Source organism: Viridibacillus sp. NPDC096237 (assembly GCF_050278625.1).
Lineage (GTDB): Bacteria > Bacillota > Bacilli > Bacillales_A > Planococcaceae > Viridibacillus.
In genome coordinates, this window is the sequence record NZ_JBNNTI010000048.1 from 1 (window position 1) to 26,384 (window position 26,384).

The 26,384-nt window shown below is 37.1% G+C and carries 25 protein-coding genes, 20 tRNA genes, 1 rRNA gene and 2 pseudogenes; 4 read left to right on the forward strand and 44 right to left on the reverse strand.

What is annotated here, in order from left to right; all coding sequences use genetic code 11:
• Window positions 1-270 precede the first annotated feature (270 nt).
• The 10 genes and pseudogenes from ACQKMD_RS18665 to ACQKMD_RS18710 all read right to left on the reverse strand — a co-directional run bounded on the left by ACQKMD_RS18665 (window position 271) and on the right by ACQKMD_RS18710 (window position 7,110).
• The gene (locus ACQKMD_RS18665; protein ID WP_427753882.1) at window positions 271-729 is read right to left on the reverse strand and encodes a hypothetical protein; all 459 of its coding nucleotides are present in this window, start codon (window positions 727-729) and stop codon (window positions 271-273) included.
• Window positions 730-733: 4 nt separating this feature from the next.
• On the reverse strand, window positions 734-1,519 hold the full coding sequence (locus ACQKMD_RS18670) for an alpha/beta hydrolase family protein (protein WP_427753906.1): 786 nt from the start codon (window positions 1,517-1,519) through the stop codon (window positions 734-736).
• Window positions 1,497-1,970: an RNA deprotection pyrophosphohydrolase gene (gene ytkD / locus ACQKMD_RS18675; protein ID WP_427753883.1), complete on the reverse strand. Its 474-nt coding sequence runs from the start codon at window positions 1,968-1,970 to the stop codon at window positions 1,497-1,499. The genes ACQKMD_RS18670 and ytkD overlap by 23 nt, the downstream gene beginning before the upstream one ends.
• A gap of 51 nt (window positions 1,971-2,021) precedes the next feature.
• A complete protein-coding gene (locus ACQKMD_RS18680; RefSeq protein WP_427753884.1) occupies window positions 2,022-2,330 on the reverse strand; it encodes a transposase in 309 nt (102 codons plus the stop codon).
• Window positions 2,331-2,535: 205 nt separating this feature from the next.
• Complete coding sequence (locus ACQKMD_RS18685) at window positions 2,536-2,958, reverse strand: VOC family protein (protein ID WP_427753885.1); 423 nt, start codon at window positions 2,956-2,958, stop codon at window positions 2,536-2,538.
• Between the two features lie 152 nt (window positions 2,959-3,110).
• Window positions 3,111-3,293 carry a YjfB family protein gene (locus ACQKMD_RS18690; RefSeq protein WP_427753886.1) on the reverse strand — a complete coding sequence of 61 codons (183 nt, stop codon included), beginning with the start codon at window positions 3,291-3,293 and terminating at the stop codon, window positions 3,111-3,113.
• A 202-nt stretch (window positions 3,294-3,495) separates the two neighbouring features.
• Window positions 3,496-4,341, reverse strand: a complete 846-nt coding sequence (gene thiD, locus ACQKMD_RS18695; RefSeq protein WP_427753887.1) for a bifunctional hydroxymethylpyrimidine kinase/phosphomethylpyrimidine kinase — start codon at window positions 4,339-4,341, stop codon at window positions 3,496-3,498.
• A 7-nt stretch (window positions 4,342-4,348) separates the two neighbouring features.
• Complete coding sequence (gene cytX, locus ACQKMD_RS18700; RefSeq protein WP_427753888.1) at window positions 4,349-5,584, reverse strand: putative hydroxymethylpyrimidine transporter CytX; 1,236 nt, start codon at window positions 5,582-5,584, stop codon at window positions 4,349-4,351.
• A 597-nt stretch (window positions 5,585-6,181) separates the two neighbouring features.
• A pseudogene (locus ACQKMD_RS18705) lies at window positions 6,182-6,611 on the reverse strand (SDR family oxidoreductase); the annotation flags it as partial.
• Between the two features lie 64 nt (window positions 6,612-6,675).
• Complete coding sequence (locus ACQKMD_RS18710; RefSeq protein WP_427753889.1) at window positions 6,676-7,110, reverse strand: Dps family protein; 435 nt, start codon at window positions 7,108-7,110, stop codon at window positions 6,676-6,678.
• 98 nt (window positions 7,111-7,208) lie between these two features.
• Between ACQKMD_RS18710 and ACQKMD_RS18715 the strand changes: the two genes are divergently transcribed.
• The 3 genes from ACQKMD_RS18715 (at window position 7,209) to ACQKMD_RS18725 (ending at window position 8,683) form a co-directional block, all read left to right on the forward strand.
• Complete coding sequence (locus tag ACQKMD_RS18715; RefSeq protein WP_427753890.1) at window positions 7,209-7,373, forward strand: hypothetical protein; 165 nt, start codon at window positions 7,209-7,211, stop codon at window positions 7,371-7,373.
• A complete protein-coding gene (yidD, locus tag ACQKMD_RS18720) occupies window positions 7,374-7,607 on the forward strand; it encodes a membrane protein insertion efficiency factor YidD (RefSeq protein ID WP_427753891.1) in 234 nt (77 codons plus the stop codon).
• A 98-nt stretch (window positions 7,608-7,705) separates the two neighbouring features.
• Complete coding sequence (locus ACQKMD_RS18725; RefSeq protein ID WP_427753892.1) at window positions 7,706-8,683, forward strand: metal ABC transporter solute-binding protein, Zn/Mn family; 978 nt, start codon at window positions 7,706-7,708, stop codon at window positions 8,681-8,683.
• Between the two features lie 93 nt (window positions 8,684-8,776).
• On the opposite strand, the gene ACQKMD_RS18730 is transcribed toward ACQKMD_RS18725, so the two are convergent.
• The 8 genes from ACQKMD_RS18730 to ACQKMD_RS18765 form a co-directional block, all read right to left on the reverse strand.
• Window positions 8,777-9,484: an ABC transporter permease gene (locus tag ACQKMD_RS18730; RefSeq protein WP_427753893.1), complete on the reverse strand. Its 708-nt coding sequence runs from the start codon at window positions 9,482-9,484 to the stop codon at window positions 8,777-8,779.
• Window positions 9,481-10,329: an ATP-binding cassette domain-containing protein gene (locus tag ACQKMD_RS18735; protein WP_427753894.1), complete on the reverse strand. Its 849-nt coding sequence runs from the start codon at window positions 10,327-10,329 to the stop codon at window positions 9,481-9,483. Before ACQKMD_RS18735 ends, ACQKMD_RS18730 begins: the two co-directional genes overlap by 4 nt.
• A 145-nt stretch (window positions 10,330-10,474) precedes the next feature.
• Entirely contained in the window at window positions 10,475-11,434 is a 960-nt protein-coding gene (locus tag ACQKMD_RS18740) for a LytTR family transcriptional regulator DNA-binding domain-containing protein (RefSeq protein ID WP_427753895.1), read from the reverse strand.
• A gap of 186 nt (window positions 11,435-11,620) precedes the next feature.
• Window positions 11,621-13,069, reverse strand: coding sequence for an o-succinylbenzoate--CoA ligase (locus ACQKMD_RS18745; RefSeq protein WP_427753896.1), 1,449 nt, complete (start codon window positions 13,067-13,069; stop codon window positions 11,621-11,623).
• Between the two features lie 336 nt (window positions 13,070-13,405).
• Complete coding sequence (menB, locus tag ACQKMD_RS18750; RefSeq protein WP_427753897.1) at window positions 13,406-14,224, reverse strand: 1,4-dihydroxy-2-naphthoyl-CoA synthase; 819 nt, start codon at window positions 14,222-14,224, stop codon at window positions 13,406-13,408.
• 27 nt (window positions 14,225-14,251) lie between these two features.
• On the reverse strand, window positions 14,252-15,067 hold the full coding sequence (gene menH / locus ACQKMD_RS18755; protein ID WP_427753898.1) for a 2-succinyl-6-hydroxy-2,4-cyclohexadiene-1-carboxylate synthase: 816 nt from the start codon (window positions 15,065-15,067) through the stop codon (window positions 14,252-14,254).
• On the reverse strand, window positions 15,055-16,779 hold the full coding sequence (gene menD, locus ACQKMD_RS18760) for a 2-succinyl-5-enolpyruvyl-6-hydroxy-3-cyclohexene-1-carboxylic-acid synthase (protein ID WP_427753899.1): 1,725 nt from the start codon (window positions 16,777-16,779) through the stop codon (window positions 15,055-15,057). The genes menH and menD overlap by 13 nt, the downstream gene beginning before the upstream one ends.
• Complete coding sequence (locus ACQKMD_RS18765; RefSeq protein ID WP_427753900.1) at window positions 16,772-18,157, reverse strand: isochorismate synthase; 1,386 nt, start codon at window positions 18,155-18,157, stop codon at window positions 16,772-16,774. Before ACQKMD_RS18765 ends, menD begins: the two co-directional genes overlap by 8 nt.
• A gap of 314 nt (window positions 18,158-18,471) precedes the next feature.
• Between ACQKMD_RS18765 and ACQKMD_RS18770 the strand changes: the two genes are divergently transcribed.
• On the forward strand, window positions 18,472-19,440 hold the full coding sequence (locus tag ACQKMD_RS18770; RefSeq protein ID WP_427753901.1) for a hypothetical protein: 969 nt from the start codon (window positions 18,472-18,474) through the stop codon (window positions 19,438-19,440).
• A 62-nt stretch (window positions 19,441-19,502) separates the two neighbouring features.
• Here the strand turns inward: ACQKMD_RS18770 and ACQKMD_RS18775 are convergent, their stop codons facing one another.
• From ACQKMD_RS18775 to rrf, 26 genes and pseudogenes are all read right to left on the reverse strand, one after another.
• Window positions 19,503-20,441, reverse strand: a complete 939-nt coding sequence (locus tag ACQKMD_RS18775; RefSeq protein ID WP_427753902.1) for a dipeptidase — start codon at window positions 20,439-20,441, stop codon at window positions 19,503-19,505.
• A 45-nt stretch (window positions 20,442-20,486) separates the two neighbouring features.
• Complete coding sequence (locus tag ACQKMD_RS18780; protein ID WP_427753903.1) at window positions 20,487-21,689, reverse strand: MFS transporter; 1,203 nt, start codon at window positions 21,687-21,689, stop codon at window positions 20,487-20,489.
• A 224-nt stretch (window positions 21,690-21,913) separates the two neighbouring features.
• Complete coding sequence (locus ACQKMD_RS18785) at window positions 21,914-22,405, reverse strand: TraR/DksA C4-type zinc finger protein (RefSeq protein ID WP_427753904.1); 492 nt, start codon at window positions 22,403-22,405, stop codon at window positions 21,914-21,916.
• A gap of 89 nt (window positions 22,406-22,494) precedes the next feature.
• Complete coding sequence (locus ACQKMD_RS18790) at window positions 22,495-23,259, reverse strand: MerR family transcriptional regulator (protein ID WP_427753905.1); 765 nt, start codon at window positions 23,257-23,259, stop codon at window positions 22,495-22,497.
• A gap of 188 nt (window positions 23,260-23,447) precedes the next feature.
• Window positions 23,448-24,065 (reverse strand): annotated as a pseudogene (locus ACQKMD_RS18795) (ISL3 family transposase); the annotation flags it as partial.
• Window positions 24,066-24,179: 114 nt separating this feature from the next.
• Window positions 24,180-24,251, reverse strand: a tRNA-Glu gene (locus ACQKMD_RS18800).
• 4 nt (window positions 24,252-24,255) lie between these two features.
• Window positions 24,256-24,346: transfer RNA gene (locus ACQKMD_RS18805), tRNA-Ser, on the reverse strand.
• A 5-nt stretch (window positions 24,347-24,351) separates the two neighbouring features.
• Window positions 24,352-24,426: transfer RNA gene (locus ACQKMD_RS18810), tRNA-Asn, on the reverse strand.
• A 10-nt stretch (window positions 24,427-24,436) separates the two neighbouring features.
• A tRNA-Ile gene (locus ACQKMD_RS18815) sits at window positions 24,437-24,513 on the reverse strand.
• A gap of 7 nt (window positions 24,514-24,520) precedes the next feature.
• A tRNA-Gly gene (locus tag ACQKMD_RS18820) sits at window positions 24,521-24,594 on the reverse strand.
• Between the two features lie 4 nt (window positions 24,595-24,598).
• A tRNA-Phe gene (locus tag ACQKMD_RS18825) sits at window positions 24,599-24,674 on the reverse strand.
• A gap of 31 nt (window positions 24,675-24,705) precedes the next feature.
• A tRNA-Asp gene (locus ACQKMD_RS18830) sits at window positions 24,706-24,782 on the reverse strand.
• 3 nt (window positions 24,783-24,785) lie between these two features.
• Window positions 24,786-24,862: transfer RNA gene (locus ACQKMD_RS18835), tRNA-Met, on the reverse strand.
• 31 nt (window positions 24,863-24,893) lie between these two features.
• A tRNA-Ser gene (locus tag ACQKMD_RS18840) sits at window positions 24,894-24,986 on the reverse strand.
• Between the two features lie 23 nt (window positions 24,987-25,009).
• Window positions 25,010-25,086 (reverse strand) — tRNA-Ile (locus ACQKMD_RS18845).
• 16 nt (window positions 25,087-25,102) lie between these two features.
• A tRNA-Met gene (locus ACQKMD_RS18850) sits at window positions 25,103-25,176 on the reverse strand.
• A 36-nt stretch (window positions 25,177-25,212) separates the two neighbouring features.
• A tRNA-Ala gene (locus ACQKMD_RS18855) sits at window positions 25,213-25,288 on the reverse strand.
• Window positions 25,289-25,307: 19 nt separating this feature from the next.
• Window positions 25,308-25,384: transfer RNA gene (locus ACQKMD_RS18860), tRNA-Pro, on the reverse strand.
• 4 nt (window positions 25,385-25,388) lie between these two features.
• Window positions 25,389-25,465: transfer RNA gene (locus tag ACQKMD_RS18865), tRNA-Arg, on the reverse strand.
• 32 nt (window positions 25,466-25,497) lie between these two features.
• Window positions 25,498-25,586 (reverse strand) — tRNA-Leu (locus tag ACQKMD_RS18870).
• Window positions 25,587-25,592: 6 nt separating this feature from the next.
• Window positions 25,593-25,667, reverse strand: a tRNA-Gly gene (locus ACQKMD_RS18875).
• 25 nt (window positions 25,668-25,692) lie between these two features.
• A tRNA-Leu gene (locus tag ACQKMD_RS18880) sits at window positions 25,693-25,777 on the reverse strand.
• A gap of 18 nt (window positions 25,778-25,795) precedes the next feature.
• Window positions 25,796-25,871 (reverse strand) — tRNA-Lys (locus tag ACQKMD_RS18885).
• Between the two features lie 15 nt (window positions 25,872-25,886).
• Window positions 25,887-25,962 (reverse strand) — tRNA-Thr (locus ACQKMD_RS18890).
• 15 nt (window positions 25,963-25,977) lie between these two features.
• Window positions 25,978-26,053 (reverse strand) — tRNA-Val (locus ACQKMD_RS18895).
• Window positions 26,054-26,062: 9 nt separating this feature from the next.
• Window positions 26,063-26,178 (reverse strand): 5S ribosomal RNA (gene rrf / locus ACQKMD_RS18900).
• Window positions 26,179-26,384 lie beyond the last annotated feature (206 nt).

Below are 26,384 nucleotides of genomic sequence, written 5' to 3' on the forward strand. Positions count from 1 at the left end.
TATTCGGTCGCACAGCAAACTAGGCTATCAAAGTCCGGTCGCTTATAAAAACTTAGCCCTTAAAAAAGTTGTTTGATTTAGTGTTGACATACCAACTTTCCAAAAACACCTTCCCTTTTCTTAGCTAAACAGCTTTTCTATTTCATTATTGCTATTACTCTACTAATATTTACGGAGGCATTACAAAAGAGGATCTTAAATAATAACCAATATGTATACACATAATAAAAAACATTCAGGATATGAGCATTCTGAATGCCTTTTATCACATTATTCAACGTCATCATCATAAAATACCGCTTCTGTATGAGGATTAGAAAATTGTTGTATCACTTCTTCAGATTGTGCTACTGTAACCTTATTAAAGCGTAGCTCAAAGCCGTAATCCCTAACCTCTATTTGGCCATTCCCATCTTCATCATAATAGCGCATAGAGAACCATTTTAATCTCCCCTCTTTATTAGCTGCATGATTTTTGAAAAATGCACAATGTTCATCTGTTAGAGGGATTTTTTGAATTTTTATTAGCCCTTCATCTTTAGAGACATCCGATATTTTTCCCAACTCTTCAATTACTTCATTTTCTTCTTGCCAGCTTTGAATCTCTACATCTACACAATCTTTTACGAATTCATCGCAAAGAGTTGACCAAAACGGATATATTTCCTCAAAGCTTGAACCAATTTGCAATTTTTCCGAATCGACCGTTACTTTGACATAACCTAACATAAGTTCACCCCTTTTGGAGCTTCATCCAATTGCATGCGCTCTTAACGATTTTGTAATTAACTGCATTAGGAAAAAAATGCGTAAAATCATTAAAATACCATGTTTCTACATGCTTATTAAATGCCTTTAAGCTTTCTTCAAGCAACAAAGCATGCTGTATTCCTACATTTTCATCCTTTTTACCATGAATAATTAATACCGGTACATTTAATTCTTTTATCTTAGCAATCGGTGAGCGCTCATCATAAGCTTCAGACACCTTTGTAGGTGATCCACCTATCACCCTTTTCATCATTCTACGCATATCTACACGCTCGTCATAAGTATATTTAGGGTTAGATACACCAGCCCAAGTCACAATCGAGGTAATATCATCTCGCAAAATACCGGTCCAAAGTGCCATTATACCACCTCTAAAAAATGCGAAAATATGAATGCTATGTGTGCGGCAAAATTGTTTTAATACATCTACACCATTTACTGCATCATAACGGTCGTTTCCGCCAAATTCATCTCTACCTTCTCCCCCACGATTTCCTCGGTAATACGGTGCAAAAACAACTAATCCTTGTGATGCAAATTGCGCTATACGAGCAGGTCTCACCATGCCAATTCCTTGCATGCCACCACGTAGATAAAGTAGTCCTTCATAAACACCTTTTATGACTGGTTCTGCAAGTAATCCCTTCACTCTTAAACCTTCGGACCAATATGTAATTTCTGTTAGACGGACTTGTGGATTTGGAGACGGATAATCACGACGACTTTCAACGAAGCCATTTATCTTCACGTTCACTCACCTTCTCCAGCATTTTTTTCATCCCAGCATCTTTCATATAGAAGCTTAGTCTATTACTATTCCGTAACTCTTCGTCCGATAGCAATACAGCTCCATTCGTTTCAAACTGTGGTAATTTTTCATCGATATTCAAAACATCCGCCACAAAAACAGCTTTACTAAATGGACGCTCATCATGCACATGGTAAGTTGCCAACCACTCTATATCATGTATGACAGCACCAGTTTCTTCATATACTTCCCTTTTAGCAGCTTGTTCTAACGTTTCATCGCCTTCTACTTTGCCACCTGGAAATTCGAGTCCACGTTTAGGATGATCCGTTAATAACCATTGTTCATGATATTTAGCCAAAACTAGTACATGCTTTGGCGTGATCCTAAAGGCGTTTTTTTTAAAAGATAATTCAACACCATTGCCATTTAAATCAGTAAATGTAAACATACCTTCGTTCACTCCTTATTGGTCTAAGTGTAACGAAGGTATGTTTATCAATCAACTATAATATGGCATTTGCTCGATTAATTGCTTTGTTTCAGTATCGCCGAATTCATGTACAAGCGCATACAGTTTTTTCAAGCGTAAATCCACTTCATCATTTTCCTGATCTAAATGGTATGGAATGTAAGGTAATTGTGCTCTCCATATACTCTTTCCATCAAAGTAATCTGCTTGACTAAAAAGTTGGTCAAAAACTTTTATATATTGAGGCTCGATTTGAAGTTTGAATTCCCACGGTGACTCGTAAGGGGAAGTATAGTAACGCTGATTTGCTATCGATACATAAAGTGTAATGGCAGTCATCATATCATCCTTTTTTTAATAGTAGGATAACCTAATCTAAATCAATTATACTTTGCTGGCCATTAAATATAGCAATATTCATTTATTGTTCATTAGCTTAAATAATCTATAAACTAATTTTCAATAAAAAAACCTATCCCAAAAGACCATTTTTCAGACTTTTAAGATAGACTTAATAACTTTTAAATGAATATATTAATAATTATTACGCTTCCGCACTCTCATGGCTAAACTGCCATTCGATACCAAACTTGTCTTTTAAACTGCCATAGCATTTGCTCCAAAAAGTTTCTTGTAACTCCATAGCAACTTTACCACCAACTTTTAATGCTTCATAAGCGGCTCTAAGTTTTTCTTCATCGTCACTAACAACGGCTAGGCTAACGTTATTTCCTTCTACAAAAGGTGAACCAGGAAAAACATCAGAAAACATAACATTACTACCAAGAATGTTTAGTCGAGTATGCATTACTAAATCTTTAGCCTCGTCTGGTAAAGTATATTCGGGACTTTGAGGTGATTCTCCAAAAGTCATAATTTCTGGTTTTTCTGCATTAAAAGCATCCGCATAAAACTCAGCTGCTTCGCGACAATTCCCATTAAAATTTAGGTATACATTAATAGCCATGTTTAGCACACTCCTCTTTCCCAATTCATATTTTTCCAAAGCGTATTACATATTAATTTTATAGCTCCAAAATATAGTAGTCAAATTTTTCAGATACTAATACCAATAAAAAAACCACGCACTACAAAGTAACTGTGCATGGCTTTAGTAAATCAAACTTGAACGTCAATAGTTGCCCCTTTATAAGGGTGAGCCGCTTGGGCTGGTTCTGGCATTGCTTCTAATAATTGTACAGCTGCTGTTGTTTGCATATTCATCGCATTTTGCAAAACGCTCATTTGTACAGTTTGTTGAAGTTGAGCAAGATCCATTGACATCATAGAGTTAATATCCATTTGTATCACTCCCTTACCTTTCATAATATCGGAAATTCCAGATGAATATTAAATGTATGTACTATTTTAAAGTTTCTCAACTAACGAAGATGGCTATTAAATATCTTCCTATCTGCTTCTAATATGACAAAAAATTCATTACAAAACCCATTTAATAAAAATCCCTTGCAACACTTCCATGTGCAAGGGACTACATTTCATCTTATTTCGTAGAAAGCTCTGCACTCTCAATGTTAACCGTGCAACCTGTTTCACCATATTTTCCATACGCCGCATGATAAGTAGGTCCAACACCTTGTTTAAAGCCAAATGAATGACGAATTCCTGCTGAGATGAATTTTTTTGCCTCAAAAACAGCTTCTGGTACAGGTTGGCCTTTCGCTAAGCCAGCAGTAATAGCCGCTGAATATGTACAGCCAGCACCGTTTGTGTGGATTGTATCGAAACGAGGTGCCTCTAATAAATAGAACTGTTTACCATCATATAAAACGTCGATTGCAGGACCTTCTAATCGACCGCCTTTTACAAGTACATATTGTGGCCCAAGCTCCCGTAATTTTTTTGCCGCTTCTTTTAAATCATTTACAGAATTTAGTTCCATTCCATTTAGTAAATAAGAAGCTTCTGGCATATTTGGTGTGATGATTGTCGCTAGAGGGATTAGCTGTGAACGCAACGCTTCCATAGCATCGTCTTTTAATAATGCAGAACCTATTTTTCCAATCATTACAGGGTCTACGACAATATTCTTTACACCCGACTGTTGAATCCTTTTAGCCACATTCAAAATAATTTCATGCGTGAAAAGCATACCTGTTTTAATTGCATCTGCACCGATATCTTCTAAAATCGTATGGATTTGAGCTTCAATCGCTTCAATTGATTGTGGATATATCCCTTGTCCTGTGTTAGGATTATTTGCCACAATAGCCGTAATAGCAGATGTACCAAATACATCTAGCTCCTGAAAAGTTTTGATATCTGCTTGAATCCCTGCTCCGCCGCGTGCTGCTGATCCTGCGATTGTTAATGCTCTGGAAACTGTCATATTGATTCTATCCCTTCATTTCTGTTTCGATTAATTGCGCTTTATTAGTAGCTTTAACTCTCTCTGTAAATGTCATCATGACTATTCTTATGACAAAGATCCCCACTAATACCCAAAGTGTGTGTCCTAGAGGAATTGGATACTTTAGTGAAGCATGGTAAATTACTACACCCGCTAACCAAAGAAGTGAACTTTGCCAAGACCATTTCTTTTGTGGATCAATATGTCTACGCTTTAATAAATAATAATCTGCAAACAAAATACCATATAGCGGTGCAAAGACAGAACCTATGAAATACAAAAAGTCCTCATATGCAGATACACTTGCCGCAATTGCAATTACCACTGCTAGAACTGTGAATAGAACCGAAACATAACGCTCATTGGCTCTTGGAACAAAGTTTTTAAAATTGACACCTGCAGAATATGAATCTAAAAATGTTGTTAAAACAGTAGATAATAACACAATCAATAGTGCGACTACACCTAGACCGCTCGCCATCAAAATTTCACTAATATCAGATGAACCAACGTAAAGACTACCACCAAGTCCGATGATAAACATAAATGTACTACCTAGACTGTAACCTAGTACGCTCATTATTGTACCCATTTTCTGATGTTTCACATGGCGTGTATAGTCTCCGATCAGAGGTAACCACGAAAGAGACATAACTGCACTCAACTCTACTGCTGTACTAAATTTCATCGTTGCATCGGGTACTGTCCCAACTCCTCCTCCACCAAAAATGACGGAAGCTAAAATAATCGTAAAACCAAATAATATCGTCACTGCAATAATATTCAGCTTTGAAATTTTCTTCAAACCAAATAATACCCACATCACAAGAATAGCACCGATTAAAATACTCCACAGTACTTGAAAATCAAATGTAAATAACTCTTTAGAAATACCATTTAATGCAATTGAACCCGTTGCAATCATTACCGAAGCCCAGCCAACAAGTTGTAGCATATTCAAAATCGTTAAACCATAAGAGCCATATGTACCAAAGGAAATACGCGTTGCTTGTAAAGCTGTTACACGACTATTCGCACTAATCCATGCGGATAAAAATAATATAATTGCCCCGATTACATGGCCCAGAATAATTGCCTGAATCCCTTTCGTTAAACCTAGTGGAGCTAATAGTGAGCCTGTAACAATTTCTGCAATCGACACAGAAGCTCCAACCCAAAGAAAGAATTGGCTAATGGTCGTTGTATTATATGTATTATTCATGCTAACCTCTATTCCTTTTACAAATTTTTTCAGAATTATCCGCTATTGTACCTTAATAAATGAGTATATTAAAAGGACCAATATTGAATTAAGTGATAAGGTCAGTTTACTTCTTTGTGAAAAGAAAAACGATTTCTCCTAACATTAATAAAAGCACGAATTAGCTCCCACCATTTCGGAGGGCACTGAAAAAGTCCATAAAATGAATTTTAGCCATGGCGGAAAAGATTAATCGTTTCTGCCATGGCTTTTTCTTCGATGCGTTAATTTCCGTTCCGGCGGACGCTTTCCTGGGGACGAACCTTGAGCCTCCTCGTCGCTAACGCTCCTGCGGGGTCTCAAGATGTTCGCTAGTTCCCCAAGGAGTCGCCGCCTGCACTCCAATCAACTAGTTTATCTTTTTTCTGAGTTATTCATTCTTTCCGATTCACACCTAAACCTTTAAATGAAAAGTATACCTGGGCAGGTCTTTTATCGTACATCTTTGCCGAAGTCATTTTAGTATAATGAACAGCTGAAGAACCCTATGCTTGGCGCGATTTTTTAGAGCCCACGTTACAATAATATGTTAAGTCCCTGAATCTTTAATCAACTACTTTATCTACATCCAGCTTGGAAAGATGGATATAAGGTCATCCCACCATCAGCAAATAATGTAATCCCTGTTACATAGCTCGCTTGGGAGGAGGCAAGGCAAGCCATGCTGCTGCCGCTGGAATTTCTTCTGACTTTCCAATATACCCTAACGGAATCATACTTTCAACATCAGCATGTTTTTCTGGGTCTGCAAATTTTTTCTAGCATTAATTGGCGTCTTGATAACTCCTAGTCCAATATTATTTACACGAATTCCTTTTGGGGCATATTCTAGAGCTAATGTTTTTATTATTAATTTAATGTCACCTTTACTAGCTACATAGTGCACAAACAATGGCCATGGAATTTTCTCTTGAACACTAGACATGTTGATAACAGTAACTTTAATATCATCCTCTACAAAATATTTTATTGCTTCTCGGCTTCCTATAAGCAAAAGAAAAAGCCACTAGCAAAAGCTACTGGCTTTACTTTGATATTATATAGATTAACAATTAACCTAAGAATGCTTTTAACATCCAAACATGTTTCTCAAGGCTTTGATAGATGGCATTTAATAAATCTTCCGTCATATCATCCTCTTCTTTTGCCGCTTCATCCATACCTGATTTTAATGACTTCATCACGATTTCAAAATCACTAATAACCGCGACAACCATTTCATTTGTAGATTCGTTACCAGTCGCTTCTTTTACATTCGACAGTTCCAAATGCTCTTTTAACGTTGCAACAGGTTGTCCACCTAAAGTTAGTATACGTTCTGCGATTTCATCTAAATGAGTTGCTGCTTCATTGTATAATTCCTCAAATTTCTCATGTAGAGTAAAGAATGATGGACCTTTAACATACCAATGGTAGTTATGTAATTTTGTATAAAGCACTGACCATGAAGCTACAAGTTGATTTAATTCATTTTGTAAAGCTGACATAAAACTTTCACACTCCTCTTTCTGTTTTAAGCACTATACTGTTAATATACCGCTATTTTAAGTAAAATAAACATGAAGAAATTATTGAGGTGAAACAAATGTCGATTGCTTGGATTGCCATAATGCCTGTTGTCATTTTGACAGTAGCTTTAGCAAGTTATTTAATTTACTATATCGCAAAAAACAATCAAAAAGATTCTCATAAAACGATTGATCCTAAACCAACGCAGCCTCTTTATACTGTCGAGAAGGAAGATAAGTAAATGAAGTATATTTTTAAATTTCTTATTCGCGTTTATCAAAAAGTGATTTCTCCTTTGACTCCGCCAACTTGTCGCTTTTACCCAACATGCTCAAATTACGGGTTAGAAGCGATTGAAAAACACGGTGCTTTTAAGGGAGCTTACTTAGCAATCCGTCGCATTTTACGCTGTAATCCACTTCATCCAGGTGGATATGACCCTGTACCAGAAGAATGGCCTTCGAAAAAAGATTAATTTCGGGGCTTTTTTTATTGTGTTTTTTTATAAAATCTTGTATGATAAAACATGTCAAACAAACAAATCGTAATGATTACTATTTAAGAGGTGCTAATATGAAAAAGGCTTTATCTATATTTTTAATTGCCATACTTGCTTTATTTACCGCTGCTTGTAATGCAGATGATCAAGTAAATCAAGATAAAAGTAAAAAAGACGTACTTTCTATTTACACAACGGTTTATCCTTTAACTTACTTCGCAGAACGTATTGGTGGTAAACATGTTGAAGTTAATTCAATTTACCCTCCTGGATCAAATGAACATTCATTTGACCCAACACAAAAAGATATGATGAATTTAGCAGATGCGGATTTATTTTTCTATGTTGGATTAGGTCTTGAAGGCTTTGTAAACAATGCCAAAAAAACATTAAAAAATGAAAATGTAGACTTTGTTGAAACTGCGGCAAACGTATCTGAAGAAAAGCTAGACGTTAGCACAAGTACTGCTCATGAACATGAAGAGGAAGAAGAAGATCACGATCACAACCATGACCATAGTGATATTGACCCTCATGTATGGCTATCACCTATCATCAGCCAAGATTTAGCTTTGTCTATTAAAGATGCTCTAGTAAAAACTCAACCAAGTCATAAAGACGAATTCGAGCAAAATTACGAGACTTTAATAGCAGAACTACAAAATTTAGATAAAGATTTTAAAGAAATGGCAGATGCTTCACCTTCTAAAACATTTTTCGTATCCCATTCTGCTTTTGGCTACATTGCAGGGACATACGGATTAACTCAAATTTCAGTAGCAGGTTTGAATTCACAAGATGAACCATCACAAAAAGAGTTAACTAAAATTGTCGATCAAGCAAAAGAGAATCATATACGCTATATCCTATTTGAACAAAACGTTTCGTCTAAATTAGCAGAAGTAATTCAAAAAGAAGTAGGTGCAAAGCCACTTACTCTTCACAATTTAAGTGTTCTTACAGATGAGGATATTAAAAATAAAGAAACATACTTTACTTTGATGAAAAAAGATATTGAGACATTGAAAGAGGCTTTAAATAAATCGAAATAACATGAACTAATCACAAACTAAACCCGTACAAAGAGTCATATCAGCTCTAAGCACGGGTTTTTAATTTTATTCAAAGTTAATGTGAAAACTTTGTTAATCCACCATCCGCTTTTTAAATGTAACAACTGTAGCAATAGCTGCTATGACAATCCATCCAATAATCACTACAAATGGTTTAACTATTTCCCCAAAAGTAAAACTATTTTCAAGAATCTCCCCTAAAATTATGATTTGCGAACTTGGAAGCCATGCGAGAATTTTCAAAATAGGATAACTTTCAACAAAGTTCATAGCAGTTGGACCTAATGAAAATATGCCTAGTACAGGTAACACAATGACTGAGGATTCCATAACAGACTTAGCAAAAAGACCAAGAAATGATCCGACTGCAATGTAAAAGAATGATGATAATATAAGTGCTAATGCCATCAATGCAAGATTTCCTGGCATATACCCTGATAAATACATGCATCCCGCTACAATAGCCATAGTGGATATAAATGTAAGTGCACTTTTACCAATTAAAATTTCAGAAGTGGATGCGGGAGATAGCATTAAACTACGCAATGTGTTCTTCTCTTTCTCTTCAGCAATCAGACAACACTGTACGTATGTACATACAATTGAAAATGTAATATTAATCGACATAAAATATCCTGGAATCGTATCAACACCCATTCGAGCATAAAAAGCTGCTAAAATAAGTGGTAAGAAAATCATTGATGATACCGCGATATTTCGTGAAAACTCCTTGTAGTCCTTAACTAAAATTGCTTGAATTCTTCTAACTGATGTATTCATAGTAGTTCCCTCCCTGTTACTTGTACGAAAATATCTCCTAAACTAGGTTCATTAGTCGCTATGCGCTCTACTTGATTATTTTGCATCCACTCAAACATCTGTTTTGCATCCTCTGAACCTTTGCTAATTATCTCCTTACGTCCATCCATTAGTTCAACTGTTATCGAATCATCTCCAAACTGGCGCTTTAAGTCGTTTGGTGAACCAATTGCACGTATTGTCCCTTTATCTAAAAAAGCAACTCGATTACAAAGTATTTCAGCTTCTGCCATATCATGAGTTGTTAAGAAAATTGTCGTTCCCATCTCATTTAGTTTACGTAATCCTGCATAAATATGATTTGTGTTCACAGGGTCAAGCGCTGAAGTTGGCTCATCTAGGAAAAGTAATTCTGGTTTATGCAAAATAGCACGTGCCAATGTAACTCGTTGAATCATTCCTTTTGATAAAACACTAACTCGCTTTTTGCGCTCTTCATATAAGTTAACAAACGTTAGCGCTTCTTTGACAGATAATTCAGGTAAATTATATAATTTACTATATAGTAGGAGATTTTCTTCAATTGAAAGTCTCGTATATAAGCCACTATTATCTGTTAAGATACCAAAACGTTTGCGTGCTGCTGGTTGCTGTAATGCTCTAGCATCACTATTAAAGACTCGTACAACTCCACCAGTAGCCGTAAGTTGCCCTGTTAAGATTTTAATCGTCGTGGTTTTACCCGATCCACTCGGTCCTAGAAAACCGAATATTTCTCCTTTTTTAATTTCAAAAGAAACATCGCGAATTGCTTTCTCCTTTTGAAAGCTCTTTTCTAAATGATTTACTTCAATTATTGTTTCCATCATTATTCCTCCTGTATTCGTTCTTGACCTAAGAATACAAGAGGCTACAAAATCGTGCATTATTAATCGGGTGAATGGAGCTATATGGTGGTGAATGATATCAGATTATGTGTGAATGGAGCACAATTATTTCCTGAGAAATAATTTATATTCCGACTATTTTCTTTAATTCGACTAACTTACTTTTAGACAAAGGAACGTGCGTTCTATCATTTCCAGATAAAATTAAGCTATAGCTGTTTTTAGTCCATGTAACAATTTCTCTAACCTTTTGTAAGTTAACAATATATGACCTATGACAACGGAAGAAACCGAATGGAACTAGACGCTGTTCGAGATCATTAAGTGTTAATGTACACGGAAATGAATCTCCACTTACATATACATTCACTAAGCCGTCTACACTTTCAATATAATCAATCTCTGGTGGATTAAATAAAATGAATTTATCATTCAGCTTTGTTGGGATCTTCTCTAATTTAATCAGCTGATTTTCTGTTTCAGATATTCTCTCAGATTCTTTCCTTTCTTCTTGTAAATCTAGTGGCTCTAAACCCTTAGAATCCAATCTGTATAATTGATCTGAGGAACCAATCATATCTTCTAAATTATTCGCCAAAAGATATACAATACAACCTCTCTCTTTTAATGTTGTAATGACAATATCAACAATACGCTTTGTTTCAATATCAAGATTTTGAAAAGGCTCTTCTAAAATATGTATAGGATGCTCGTGAATTAATAGTTTGGCAAATCGAACTCTTTGTATTTGTACTTCATTTAAATTTTTGATTTTCACATTTTTTTTATCCATTAATCCGGTTATTTTAATAATATCCTCAAGTACTGCGTTGGAATTATATAGTGCACGTTCATATTTCAAGCTTTCTATAACTGTTAGCCGTTCATAGCATCCTTCTTTTCTAAAATGAAGATTTATTTGGTTGTTATGTTGGAGTTGTTGTACTATATAGCTTATTTGTTCTACATCTGAGTATATACCTGCCACAGCGCCAGTATTAGATGGTAGTTCAAATGAAGGACAAATAGTGACACCACCAATAACCGACTCTGGAATTGTAATTTGTATATGTTCTTCAGTCATAAGTTCTAACTTCCTCTCTCAAATAATAAAATTATACAATATAATGGTAATTAATTTAAACCAAATAAATACATATACAAAGTATTGTGTTCAAAGAAATGTTACTGCCTTTAAACAAATTAAACCACCTATGATATTAATCATCATAGATGGTTTGAGTAATTCTACTATTTCAATCGCTTGAGATTATTCTTTAATTAATAAATCGTTTAATTTTCTTCGCAACAACTTATTTGAACCATTTCGAGGTAACTCATTAACGATATGAATTTTATGAGGTACTTTATACTTTGCTAATTGTTCTCTGCAATAACCGAGCAATTCCTGTACATTCACTTCTTTCTTCAGAACAACAAATGCATTAGGTACTTGCCCCCACCGGTCATCATCTACTCCACATACACCAGCTTCATGGACAGCTTCATGTGAAATTAGCACATTTTCAATCTCAGCAGGGTAAATATTTTCACCACCAGAAATGATTAGATCTGAACGGCGGTCAACTACATATAAATAACCTTCATCATCTAAATAGCCAATATCTCCAGAATGCAACCAACCATTTACCTGGGAAGGTTTATCTGCAAAGCGTCCAATATATCCAGGAGTTACATGAGAACCACGTATTAATATCTCACCTTGATCGAAAGCTTTTTCTGCACCATCGATACGAATTTGATTGAAAAAGAGCGCTTTACCTGCAGATCCTAATTTACGTAATGCATCTACACTTGATAAAGTTGCTGTTTGAGAAGATGTCTCTGTCATTCCATATGTTTGAGCGACCTTAAGATTAAGTTGTATTGCCCTCTTCAAATAATCGATAGGAACCGGTCCGCCTCCTGCAAGCATTGTTAAAAATTTTGGAGAAACTTTTGCATTTCGAGCTTCTAACTCCGATAAAATTCTTTCTAATGTTACAGAAACTACAGACATTCTTGTAACTGTACCTGCTACTAACTCATTTACGATTTCCTTGACATTAAATTTAGGGAACAGCTTAATCTCCACACCGTGTAATAATGACTTGGCAAGCATTGAAAATCCACTGATATGAAATAATGGCATTGTACAAAGCCAACAATCCCCTACTACTAAACCCATATTATAAACGGAGGAGGTAGCACTTGAAACGTGATTTCCTACCGTTTGCCTTACACCTTTTGGAAAACCAGTTGTTCCAGACGTATACATTATCGTCATCGTTTGGTCATCATTCCACTCTGACACTAGGGGGAAATCACGTTCACTACTTGCATTTATAGCATTAAAACGAAATACAGGTACTTCTGTTACAGGTAATTTCCCTACCAATGCATCTTCTACTAAAAGAAAATCGACTTGAGCATCTTCGATTTGATATGCCAATTCTTTTTCTGTTAAACGTAAATTTAATAGAACCATTTCACATTGGAGATACATACAAGCATACATCATCCATATTATTTCCGGATTAGAAGATGCATAAATTGCAACACGTGATTGCTGCTGTTTCACCCCATTTTCCGTTAGCTTTTTAGCAAGGATAAGTGCTTTATCATTCACTTCTTTAAATGTCCAACTCTCACTTTCAAAGCTAAGTGCAATTCGTTCAGGTGTTAACATACTGCGTTGTAAAAGCCAGTTAGGAACCATCTTTTTCACCACCTTTTTAATTATTTTGATAAAAAAAGCTGCCCTAGATGGACAGCTAAAACAAATGACAACTATACTGAGCCGTCTTGTTATTGAATTTTGAGAGTCCCACAGAATGTGGTGTTCTTAGACTGTGTTCCTTTAGTTTCAGCAGCCAATCCCTCGAGGTCACTTTCATCTTCTCGATCATATCAGTCGGGCGCTCAAAGTCTAAGAGCGACTTTGGCTTCCGCCTTCCAATGACCTCGCTGTTGGACGAGCGCCTTGGGCCAACAGGATGTTGGTCATAAAACCGTTACGACAGGACGTCGTGAACTTAGGTTGTCTTCCTTAACCTTAAGGGAATCTTGGGAATTGGCCGAAGTCTGGTTCGCGTTTTTCTTTGAATGCGTCGCGACCTTCTTTTGCTTCGTCTGTTGTGTAGTAAAGTAAAGTTGCGTCTCCAGCAAATTGTTGAAGACCTGCTAAACCATCTGTGTCTGCGTTGAATGAAGCTTTTAGGAAGCGTAATGCAGTAGGTGATTTAGAAAGCATTTCTTCACACCATTGAACAGTTTCGTCTTCTAATTTTTCTAGAGGAACAACTGTATTTACTAAGCCCATATCCAATGCTTCTTGTGCATCGTATTGACGGCATAGGTACCAAATTTCACGCGCTTTTTTATGACCAACGATACGCGCTAAGTAACCTGCACCGTAGCCAGCGTCAAATGAACCTACTTTAGGTCCAGTTTGTCCGAAGCGAGCGTTTTCTGCTGCGATTGTTAAATCACAAACGATGTGTAGAACATGTCCGCCCCCAATTGCGTAGCCAGCAACCATTGCTACTACAGGTTTTGGAGTGATACGGATTAAATGTTGTAAGTCTAATACGTTTAGACGAGGAATGTTATCATCGCCAACATAGCCACCGTTTCCACGAACTTTTTGGTCTCCACCTGCGCAGAATGCTTGGTCACCTTCACCAGTTAAAATAATTACACCGATATTAGCATTATCGCGTGCACGTGTAAATGCATCGATTAGTTCTGCTGTTGTTTTTGGACGGAATGCATTGCGTACTTCCGGACGATTAATTGTAATTTTCGCGATACCATTGTAAGATTCATACTTAATATCTTCGTATGTACGCTCTGTTACCCATTGACGAGTCATATATATGATCCTCCTATTTGTGAATTTTTATATTTGTTCCTCTATTATTGTAGCAAAAGTTTCTGGATTTTCCACATGAATTGCATGTCCAGCTTTTGGCACGACTATATGCTTACAATTTTGGAATAAATTATTCATATCAATAGCTTTTTGATTGAACTTTTTATCTAACTCCCCTGTTACTAAGACTACTGGCTTAGTAACACTTGCCAACTCATCCCAATATGAATTCTGCTGTCCTGTACCAACGCCTCTTAAGCTATTTGCTAATCCTTTTTCATTTTGCAATAAACGCTCTGCACGAATCTGCTCTTGAATGTCTAAAGATAAGTCTTTCTGTGATTCGAATAAGGATATATTCTCCCAATAGTCTACAAAAGCTTGGATACCCTCTGCTTCAAGACGTTCTGCTAAAATATTATCTGCTTCTACTCTAGATGTACGCTCTTTAGCCGTTTGTAAACCTGGTGAAGCACTTTCTAAAATAAGCTGCTCTATTGTTTCAGGATATTGCAAAGCATAAGCTAATGCGATGCGTCCCCCCATAGAGTAACCTACTAACGAGAACAAATTGACTCCACGTTGTACTAATAATTCATGTAAGACTGCAACTTGCTTCTCCATGGAATAATGTTCTACGGTTTTCGGGCTATCTGTGTAACCATGACCGATTAAATCAATTGCAATGATACGTACTTGATTCCCCATTAAACTTATTACTTTATCCCAAGTTGCAGAACTTCCAGTAAATCCATGTAATAATACTACGGTTTTTTCGATACGTGGATTAATAATTTCATAATGCACATTTAAGCCGTTTACTGTCATTATTACGCTTGCCATTTTGTATCTAACTCCTCACCAATCGCGCTCCATAATTTACGGTGTGCCGCTACGTTTACTTGACGATTTGTAAATACTTCAATCAAGCGTAGCGGTTTTTGTTTTGGTGTTTGTAACACTTCTACAAATGTTTCTTTTGTTTCTACAGCTTGATATTCTGCTCCATACATTACCGCGATTTCTTTAAAGTTAAGTCCTGATGGCGTTCCAAATAATTCTTCATAATGTGCGTCTTCTGTTGCTTGTGCTAAATATGAGAAAATACCACCGCCATCATTATTCATCACAACGATTGTCATATTACACTCTTGATATCGTGTCGTGATTAAACCATTCATATCATGCAAAAATGCTAAATCGCCTATCAATAAATACGTTTCACGTTGTCTAGCAAGTTGCACACCAAAAGCAGTAGATACTACACCATCAATACCATTCGCACCGCGATTCGCAAAAACTTTCACATCTTTCACCGTTTTATTGAAAAATGTATCTACATCTCGGATCGGCATACTGCTACTAGCAAATAAATCGCTCGATTCAGGTAAATTAGTAAATAGCGTTGCTGCCATTGCACCCTCATCAGATTCAGCTTCCAAATATAGCTCTATATATTTCGTTGCAATATCATTTGCAGTAATCCATTTCTCTCTATAAGTAGCATGAATTATCGGTTCAACAACGATATCTTCTAACCAGTCACTGACACTAGCATGCATATGATGTGTCGCAATTGCTAAAGAATCACGGAACATCGGATCCTCATCTACTACAATAAATATTGCAGGCTTGACCTTTGTTAAAAATAAAGAAAGCGGTTTTGATACTAGCTGTGCACCAAATCGAATAACGGTATCAGGTGCCATCGAATCTTTAAAAGTTGCGTTTTTCAAAATAGCATCATACTGATCAATAATATATTCCATACAATCAGCAGGGATATTCGAACGTAAATGAGATAAGCTCTCTACAAGAGCCGGCCATTTTACCTTTCGAATTAACCCCCAAACAGCTTCTAAATCCGCTCCTGGATTCATCTCACCGAAGATTAACAATCCTTTTTCAGTTTTGTTAATTGCCTCTTCTAACATGTTAAATGCTTTTTTCGAAGGACGTAATTCAGCTCTATAGCTTTCCACAAAAGTCCCGACAGGTAACGTTTCTTGGAAATTAATCAGTAAAGGTTCGCGGAAAGGTACATTAATTTGTACAGGTCCAGCAGGTGCCGTCGTCGCAATCGACATCGCACGTGCTATATGACGTTCTATAAATGACATTGTCCCTGTCGAAGTTTCTGGTAATGGGAAATCCACTGACCATTTCACATGTGTACCGTATAAATGCACTTGATCAATTGCTTGTGGTGCTCCAACTTCACGTAACTCATGGGGACGATCAGCCGTTAATATGATTAAAGGTACACGCGCATAGCTCGCTTCTACAATTGCAGGAAAGTAATTCGCTGCCGCTGTTCCTGATGTACAAACTAGCACAACTGGCCGGATACTTGCCTTCGCAATACCTAATGCCAAGAATGCTGCAGAACGCTCATCTACTTGACGATATAAATTAAATTCCTTTGAAGAAGCAAAGGCATAAGCAAGTGGCGTTGAACGTGAGCCTGGACTCACAACTACATCTCGTGCTCCCGCCTCATATAAAGACGCCACAAGCTTATAAACATAGCTGGTTAAAGTCTCTTTCTCACTCATGTAATTGTCCTCCTAAAGCTCGTAACATCGGACGGAATTTCACTAAAGTCTCATCATACTCACTGCTTGGTTGTGAATCAGCCACAATGCCACCACCAGCATATAAAAATGCTTGGTCTTTAGCTAAAAGAGCCGAACGGATTGCTACAGCAAATTCACCGTTACCTTGTGCATCTAACCAACCAATTGGTGCTGCATATAGACCACGATTCATCGGTTCATATTCACGAATGACTTCCATCGACTTCATACGAGGTACGCCTCCTAGAGCTGGTGTTGGGTGCAACGTTTTAACCAACTGTAAAATAGTAGCCTCCTTTTTCATAGGTCCTTCAACCGGTGTAAACAAATGCTGTATATCTCTAATTTTCAACAACTTAGGTGCATGAGGTATTTCATAGCTTACACAATTTTCTTTAAATGTTTGTAGAATCATATCTACAACATATTGATGCTCCGAGCGATTTTTTGCATCATTTAATAAGCCTTGTCCAAGCAATTCATCTTCTTCTACCGTTTTCCCACGCTTCACAGAACCTGCGACACATGAAGAATACGCATACATATCCGAAACCTTCACTAAGCGCTCAGGAGATGCTCCGAAAAATAATTTCCCTTGCTCCTCTAAGCCAAATAAATAACTCTCAGGCTGCTCCATAATAACTTGTGACAATACATTTGGAGATGATACCTGCTCCTCAAATTGCAGTGCAAGTGAGCGTGCTATGACAACTTTATCAGCTTCTTTTTGGCGAATTAAAGACGTCACCTTACTAATAGATGCCAAATATTCTTCTTTATATGGCTCATAGCTACTCTTAATTTGTGGCTTCACATATGTTTTTAATGCTTTTACCTGCGCTGTATGAATTAGCTCATCACGCTCTTTACGTAAAGCTGCAAGCGCGTCCACAGTATTTTCTTCCTCTGTGATTAAATGAATGCTCACATAAGCTTGATCATTTCGCATCACAAGCTGATATGTTGCCACAGCAAAAAAAGCTTCTGGGAAGCCTGTCCATTCACCCGATACTTTATTTTCCGTATCGAATGTAAAGCCACCAAACAAAATTGGTTGTAAATTATGTTCATCATTAACCACATTTTGCGTTAACTTTTTCCATTGTTGTTCAACATCATCAAATCTTTGTTCTTTTGCATTGCTTGTAATGGTATGAGCATGACCCAAACCTGCAAGCGTAAATGTTTTTTCACGATTTTGCCAAAAAAATCGTTGTCCAGCAAATGATTGCTCACCCGCTTCAAAAAAGGCGAGCGCTGACAATCGACTTACTTCTATTGTTTCTGTATGAAAATGTAATATCGATTGATCCGTTTCAATTCGGTCGCCGGTTGTTGCTGACAACTTCCGATTCATGAAAATTCCCTCCGTCAACGGATTCCACCAATTACTGGAATCCACTCGTACATACTTAAATATCCTATACTATCATACATCTTTCTCGCCGATTCGGCACTTCATTTGCAATGTTCTATCGCAATTTTTACTCACTTTCGCCACTAATTTACAAAAAATCCAGTACGACTAAAATATAAACGTCAATATAGCTTGTGTCATGACGGTTTGCCTATTAACATATATTGTATATATTAACTACCATGCTTGAATGATGAATTGAAATCGACATGAACACGAGAGTTAAAGACACTAGAAGAAAAGGGGTTATCACTATGGGAAAATACTTTGATAACAAGCCACTAAAAACATTATTTATGAAATTAAAACGAAAACTGTTGAAAAAGCCACTTATCACGGCGAGCCTTGCAATCGCCTTCTTTTGCTTTTTAGTAAGTAATGCAACTATTTCCCCTGTAATGGCTAATGGTGTAAAGAAATTAGCTCCTATTCAATTAGATTTGAATGGCACTAGCTTGACAACGGAAATTTTTGAAACCCTTGGCAAACTCGGTTATTCAGTTGACAGTGCAGGATACATGACGAATCCTTATACGATAACTGTTTCTCTTAATTCAACTAAAGAAGAATTGAATAATGAGAAACTAATCGTCACAAAACAAATAGAAAAGATTCTTGCGAAACGTCACATTGATAATTATAAAATTAAAATTGAACAATCCAGAAAATCCCCTCCTAATGAGACGTCTAAAAGTAAAGAAATCAATAAAGAAATGATGAACATATTCCCTGTCATTTCAAAAACCATGAAAAGATTCGGTTATGATACATCGGGCATTGGATATAATAATGGTGTAATCAGTATAGATTTACCTAATACTGTGAAGAGAAAAAAGGCTATTAAGCAAGCTGTAGAGAAAGCGTTAATGAAGAAAAAGTTTGAATTTAAAAAAGTTGAATTTAACCTGTATAACGAATCAAAAAGATTACAAGAATCGAGATGGAATTCAATTATAAGCATTATATCTGATAATCTTATTGGGAAAAGTGATTACAAACTAAAAGACGTAGGCTATAGAGTGCAGGCTGGAAAAACTTACATTTCTTTAAATACGGGGTTAGACAACTCTAAGGATAAAGCTGAAAATGTCACTTATTTAAAAGAAACTTTCGAGAAATTTTTCGCCTTAAATTCAACTAAAGTACAGATACAAAAAGACCCATATAAACTTATTATTTATGGTAAAAACAAACAATTTCTAGTGAAAATAGAAAAGAATTAATTATTATTTTGTAAACAATATAGTAAAAAACGTCATGATAATTTCATGACGTTTCTTTATGCTTACTTTTGTATTTTTTTCACGTAAGATAAAAAGTTCTTACTCGCTATACCTTTCACTTCATCTTCAGTAAAATGTTCTTGCAGCTTCCCTATTAAATTTTGAGCCTGAGAAGCATTGCTTAAATTCTCTACAGAATAGTAAATGCCATCAAAATCAGAGCCCAGCCCTAAATTCTCTACACCTACAACATTTGCTAAATGAACGAAATGTTGAATAAATGCATCCATTGATACTGATTTATCATGATTTTCAATAAATCCAGGATAATAAACTAAATGGATACGACCACCTTCTTCTATAAGAGCCTTAGCTTGCTCATCTGTTAAATTACGGGGATGATCACATAATGCACGTGCATTCGAATGACTTGCGATAATGTGCTTAGCTATCGGTAGCAAATCCCAAAATCCTTGCATATTTAAATGTGAAATATCTATGAGAATATCACGCTCATTTAATAATGCAACTACCTCTTTTGCAAAATCCTTCAAACCTAAATTAGGATCATTTTGTGCACCATAAGCAACTGCATTCTCATTATTCCAAGTGAGTCCAACTAGTTTTACGCCAGCGTCCAATATCGCCTGTAATTTGAACAGATCCTCTCCGATGGCATCACAACCTTCTAAAGTTAAAACCGCTCCAATTTCACCTTCTTGAAGCATCTCTATTTGACGCCAATCTGTAATATGTACCATCTCAGGGTTAGGTGCAAGAACTTGCGTTTGAAATAATTCTATTTGGCGGAGCGCCTCTAAATACTTTCTACTTTGAGGTACATCCTCGTCAACGAAAATCGCAAAAAACTGAACTTTCACTTTTCCTTTTTTTAAGCGTTCTAAATTTGCTTGTAATTGTGGTGCATTGCTAAAATTAATTGGTTCTTCGGCTATAGATAATTTCCACAGCACATCACAATGTAAATCGATAATATTCATCTTTCGTTCCCCCATTAACTTTCTTACTGCACATATTATACAGGGTTACGATGTTTCAGCATAATATCTCTGGTTTGGCTTTTGAAATACTTGTATACATAATATTATCGACAGTAGGACTGCGATTGCAGAAAATCCTATTGTCACCATTTGTAAAGAGAACCATTCAGCTAGAGCACCAATGATAAAAGTAAATGAAATTTGTAAAATACTTAAGAACATCGCCGTCACACTACCAAACCGTCCCATAATTTCTGTTGGCACATTTTTTTGATAGAACGTATCATATCCTGAGTTGGCAAATGACATAAAGAATCCTAAAAAGATAAATGCTGCAGTTGCAGACCAAAATCCAATAGAACTATAAAATAATAAATAACCAACTGTTGTCATTAACATTCCTATTGCAAAGTAGGTTTGTAATGATATTTTTTTCACTAGCATTGCTGATACAGATGCTCCAATAATTGAGCCTATTCCTGTAATACTGACAATCATCCCGTACATTTTATTAGATAATCCTAAGTTCTGTTTTATAAATGTTACCTCCTGTGAATCTAAAGAAAGAGCAATCATTAAAGCAAACTGGAATAATAAATATATTTTTATAAAATAATGATCTTGTTTTATATATAACTTAACTACTTGCCAATCCGCCATTATCATTTTTAATGTAATCGGTTCACGCTTTAATGTAGATTCATTTTCGGCATTTGGTAACAGATAAATACAAACCGCACACAAGAAGAATGTAATTGCGTTAATCACGACACATATGGTCGTACCTACTGTTGCAATTAGTATTCCTGCAAGAGCTGGCCCTATTAAAAAGGAACCTGAACTCAACATACTCATGATTGAATTAAATCGTCGACGATCTTTTTCCTCTACAAATTTAGTAATATAAAAGGTCGAACTTGGTCCAAAGAACGAACTTGCCATATTTGCTATAAACAATATGGCATAGACAGTCCATATTGATCCCATAAAAGGAACAAGTAATACAAGTAAGCCACGTATCACATCTGAAAGTATCATTAATCTTCTCTTATTCTGCCTATCAATAATGGAGCCTGCAAAGAAATTAGTCAGTAATTTTGCAACAGGACCCACAATATAAATACCTGCAACTGCTGCAGCTGAGTTCGTCATATCAAGCACCAATATATTCAATGCGATTAAATAAATCCAATTACCGAAGAATGAAACGCCAATACCACTAAGTAATAAAGAATATTTCTTCCACATACCTATATCTACACCCCTTTTGATTGATCAAATGATGCAACTGCCTTCTTTCTGCATTTACTTTAATCACTATAAAAAAACTATTTATTTCCATTTTACATTTTATATTACCAATTATGTATATTTACTATTAATAAATTGTTCCGAAATTTTTCTGATATCCATATTTCTGTCAAATCTCTAAGCACAAAAAAGAACTGTATCACTACAGTTCCATCAAAACTTTATTCAATTTGATCCGCTGGTGAATCTGAGGAACCATAAGACTCTACTTCTTGGAAGCTGTCTTCATAATCAACGATTGCTCTTGATTCATTAACAGGCTGTTCCGTAGAAGCGTTCAGCACCTCTTCTTCAACGGGTCTATCTTTCGGCACCTTATTTTCTGGTGCATGATCTACACAGGTTAGAGCTGTAGGCATAACTTCTAATCGATCGTGTAGAATATCTTCTCCACATACAGTACATTTCCCATAAGAGCCATCTTCTATTGACTGTAACGCTGCTTGAAGCTTTTCAATTTGCTCATCGTTATGGTCTTCTATTGCCATTTCAGTTACTTGATCTGTTAAATCTGTTGCTTGATCTGCAGGATGATTATCATAATTCGATAACTCCGTTGATTCTGGTAGCTCATGTGTATATTTTCTTCCCTGCAACACAAATAATTCTTCTACCATTTGATTTTTTAAACTTTCATATTTTGTGTTTGTCATTAAATTCCTCCAATAATATAACCTATTTATTATTATTTCCTATATTTTTTAAATCAAACATAAAAAAGAGCACTGCTTTTTGCAGCACTCTAATTATTCATTTTAGTATATATTAATATGGCATCTCTTAAGAGTTGCGCTGTTCCAGTTTGCTCTTTGTCATAATAGCTCGTAAAACGTGCATCTGCTATATACATTTCTGCAAGTCCTGCATGTGCCTCTTTACTATACTTTGGCCAATAATACATTAACCATCGCTTATGTGTTTCCGCAGCACGCTGAGCTACAGCACTATCAGCTCGACCAGTTTGCATTGCTTGTTTTAATAAATTCATCACTTCTTTCTCTAATGCTTGCACTTCTTCATATTGCTGTTCAGTCATATGCTTCACTTTTTTATTTGAAGCATCAACAGTAGTATCTCCATAATTTCGGCGTATCTCTCGGCCATATTGTTTTTCATTATCCATAATCATCTTTTCCTTTAAACCTTCAAATTTTTCTTCATTTGACATTTGAATTCCTCCACTCATTGCATTGATCGTTTTAGTTACTGTTGTAATCATGACATTCAATTGTTGGCGTTTCTCTATTAATGCTTTGTAATGCTCCATTAAAGCGTTCTTATAGTCAAAGTCCTCGGCAGTTACCATCTCTTTTATTACTTCTAATTTAAAACCTAATTCACGATAAAATAAAATCTGCTGTAACATATCAATCTCTTCTTGACCATATATACGATAGCCTGAAGAATTTACACGAGCAGGCTTTAGTAATCCAATATCATCATAATAACGCAAAGTTCTAGTACTAACTCCAGACAGCTGAGCAAGTTTTTGAATCGTCATTTCCATCTCAATTCACCCCCATGTCTTTACTATATAGCTTGGCGTAACGTTAAGGTCAACAGTTATTAAATAAAAAAATCTAAGTATCAGCAAACAGCGATTACTTAGACTTAATGTGTGAAGTTTTTCATTTTGTAAATTTACTGCTTTTTTCTTGGCTCAACATCCAATGTTGGAGCGACTAAAAAATCACACTATCCGATATGAATCCCGATTTCTTTAAATTTACTGGATAATAAAATTTTTGCTCGAAATCGCTCAAAGCTTTTAAAGCCGAACGTATTTCGTTTTAGTACTTTCGTACGGTTATTAATACCTTCTAAAAAGCCGTTTGAATATGGATACGCAAAGCTATTTAGAATTTCAGGTTGCCAATTTTTGAGTGTTTTAATAGCTCACGTTAACTCAGGAATATTGGCATCTTCTACTTCTTTGTAAAATTCATAAAGGGCTTCCTTGGTCTTGCTTATCCAAACAGGGCCATTTTCTTTAGCTTGATCAAACCATGGACAAAAGCGTTCTTTTAATTCATGAGCTCTCTTGAGTTCTCGAGACATAACAGTATATTTCTTTAAATACCAAGCCATTTGTTCATTCAGTTTACTCTCTCTTTTATAAAAAACATAACGCATTCTTATACATTTTTTTCAATCATAAGCATGCCATTCCTTTTGAATGCGGCGGCGAACGGCATCCATGCCCCAGTAGATATAGCGACAATAATGGAATCGATCGGCAATAATTATAGGGTGATTTAACGCTTTTTGAACGGTTGCCTTGAAAGATGGATTCATATCCATGACGACAATTTGGTAAAATATCAATTGGTTCATGTGTTTCCCCATTCGCAATAATTGCCTACTAATCTTACTTCTAAACAAAAAAACCTTTAGAATCATATTTGATTCTAAAGGTTTTTTAAAGTATGACCCCTACGGGATTCGAACCCGTGTTACCGCCGTGAAAGGGCGGTGTCTTAACCGCTTGACCAAGGGGCCTATATGGCGGAGAAGGAGGGATTTGAACCCTCGCGCCGCTTACGCGACCTACACCCTTAGCAGGGGCGCCTCTTCAGCCACTTGAGTACTTCCCCATATATGGCTCCGAAGGTAGGACTCGAACCTACGACCGTCCGGTTAACAGCCGGATGCTCTACCACTGAGCTACTTCGGAAAAATTTTAATGGTGGGCCTAAATGGACTCGAACCATCGACCTCACGCTTATCAGGCGTGCGCTCTAACCAGCTGAGCTATAGGCCCATAAAATTGGAGCGGGTGAAGAGAATCGAACTCTCGACAACAGCTTGGAAGGCTGTGGTTTTACCACTAAACTACACCCGCATCATGGTGGGTCAGGACGGAATCGAACCGCCGACACTTAGAGCTTCAATCTAATGCTCTACCAACTGAGCTACTGACCCATGATGATTAATACAATATTTTTTTAAAAAATGGCGGTCCGGACGGGACTCGAACCCGCGACCTCCTGCGTGACAGGCAGGCATTCTAACCAACTGAACTACCGGACCATTTGGTTGCGGGGACAGGATTTGAACCTGTGACCTTCGGGTTATGAGCCCGACGAGCTACCGAACTGCTCCACCCCGCGATAATGATATTATAAAATTATTTTTTAAAAATGGAGGAGGAAGAGGGATTCGAACCCCCGCGCGGTATGACCCGCCTGTCGGTTTTCAAGACCGATCCCTTCAGCCAGACTTGGGTATTCCTCCAAAAAAATATGATGTTGTGTAGATGGTGGACCTTGCAGGACTCGAACCTGCGACCGGACGGTTATGAGCCGTCTGCTCTAACCAACTGAGCTAAAGGTCCTTTAGTTTGGTTAGTATGGCGGCAGAGGGGATCGAACCCCCGACCTCACGGGTATGAACCGTACGCTCTAGCCAGCTGAGCTACGCCGCCATGATGATATTAAATTGATTGATTGTAATAATAAATTGGTGGAGCCTAGCGGGATCGAACCGCTGACCTCCTGCGTGCAAGGCAGGCGCTCTCCCAGCTGAGCTAAGGCCCCATAGGGTTAAAAGTATTAATGGTCGGGAAGACAGGATTCGAACCTGCGACCCCTTGGTCCCAAACCAAGTGCTCTACCAAGCTGAGCTACTTCCCGTTATTGGCGCGCCCGGCAGAAGTCGAATCCACAACCTTCTGATCCGTAGTCAGACGCTCTATCCAATTGAGCTACGGGCGCATATATTATTACTTATATTATATTAAAATAAATGGTGCCGAGGACCGGAATCGAACCGGTACGGTAGTCACCTACCGCAGGATTTTAAGTCCTGTGCGTCTGCCAGTTCCGCCACCCCGGCATATTTTGGAGCGGAAGACGAGGTTCGAACTCGCGACCCCCACCTTGGCAAGGTGGTGTTCTACCACTGAACTACTTCCGCAATATGCTGATAAACTTAAATATTATGGTGCGGGTGAAGGGAGTCGAACCCCCACGCCTTGCGGCGCTAGATCCTAAGTCTAGTGCGTCTGCCAGTTCCGCCACACCCGCATATAATTTTTTAAAAAATGGTGAGCCATGTAGGATTCGAACCTACGACCCTCTGATTAAAAGTCAGATGCTCTACCAACTGAGCTAATGGCTCATATAAAATGATGAATGGTGCCGGCGAAAGGAGTCGAACCCTCGACCTACTGATTACAAGTCAGTTGCTCTACCAACTGAGCTACACCGGCATAGTTTATTAAAAATGGTGGAGGATGACGGGATCGAACCGCCGACCCCCTGCTTGTAAGGCAGGTGCTCTCCCAGCTGAGCTAATCCTCCATATCGTCCGCCTAGCAACGTCCTACTCTCACAGGGGGAGACCCCCAACTACCATTGGCGCTAAAGAGCTTAACTTCCGTGTTCGGCATGGGAACGGGTGTGACCTCTTTGCTATCGTCACTAGACTATTTTATTAAGGACAAGAATTATTATATCATCTTTTTTGAAGTTTAGCAAGTGTTTTTTTTGCTATTTTAGAAAAGTTTTTTTCTTGTTCTCTCAAAACTGGATAAATCACATTGAAGTTTGTTAAGTAAAATTTGGTTAAGTCCTCGATCTATTAGTATTCGTCAGCTCCGTATGTCGCCACACTTCCACCTCGAACCTATCT